Source organism: Limisphaera ngatamarikiensis, assembly GCF_011044775.1.
GTDB classification, from domain to species: Bacteria; Verrucomicrobiota; Verrucomicrobiia; order Limisphaerales; family Limisphaeraceae; genus Limisphaera; species Limisphaera ngatamarikiensis.
Genome location: NZ_JAAKYA010000045.1, coordinates 27,009 through 28,069 on the forward strand (window position 1 = coordinate 27,009; position 1,061 = coordinate 28,069).

General features: G+C 70.5%; 1 protein-coding gene. It reads right to left on the reverse strand.

Annotated elements, in window-relative coordinates:
- Nucleotides 1-919: energy-coupling factor ABC transporter permease (locus G4L39_RS06920; RefSeq protein WP_165106962.1), on the reverse strand; the 919-nt coding region annotated here is incomplete at its 3' end.
- Nucleotides 920-1,061: the final 142 nt, after the last annotated feature.

Consider the following 1,061-nt stretch of genomic DNA (forward strand, 5'->3'; position numbering starts at 1 on the left):
GGGCGAGCCAGCGGCCGAGGGTCATGGCTAGGGCGAGAACGACCAAGGTACCGATCAACCCGGCGGCTGCGATGGTGAGGGTGGCGTGGTTGAGGCCGGGGATGGTGTAGTCCGGCATGGGCGCGGGCCAGTGGCTGGTGGCGCGTTCGGCCACGCCGAGGTGTTCGGCGACGGTCTCGAGGCCGTCGGGCCACGGTGAGGCCCATGGGGAGATCAACACGGCCAGGGTGACGGAGACGGCCAGGCCCCAGGTCCAGACGGTGCGCATGGGGTTTCGGTGCGTTGTGTCGGGTCGGGTTTCGAGGAGGTCGGGTCGGAGTCTGGCCACGGTGACGAAGACGAGTGCGCCGATGAGGCCTTCGGCAAGGCCAATGAGTGCGTGGATGCCGACCATGGCCGGGAATGCGAGGGCCAGGGGGACGGTTCCGGACCAGGCCAGTTCGAGCGAGCAGGCGGCGGCGGCCAGGACCGTGGAGAACCAGCCGCCGAAGGCGACGCCGGCCACGCGGCCGGCGAGGCCCGGCATGAGGCGGGCGACGGCGGTGGCGGTGAACCAGCCACCGATCGTGCCCAGGACGCCCATGTTGAGGATGTTGGCGCCGAGGGCGGTGAGGCCGCCATCGCTGAAGAGGAAGCACTGCACGATGAGGACGGCGGTCATGACGATCACGGCGGCGGCCGGGCCGAGCAGGGAAGCGATGAGGACGCTGCCGACGAGGTGGCCGGAGGTGCCGGCCAGGACGGGGAAGTTGACCATTTGGGCCGCGAAGACAAAGGCGGCACCCAGGCCGAGGAGCGGGACGCGGGCCGGCGGCAGGTCACGTTGTGCCTGATGGAGCGCCATGCCGACGGCTCCGGCGGCGAGGGCCGAGGTGACGGCCACGGTTTTCAGGTCCAGGAAATTGTCCGGGATATGCATGGTAATCGGCGGGCCCGGGAACGTTTCCGACCGTTCACATGGGCCGTGCGAACCGTAACACCGGGGCCGGGGCCGGGTCAACGGCGGGTGGGTGCGGGTTTGTGTGGCGGGTGGGGCGGGGTTGTGCGCTTTGCGGCGGGGG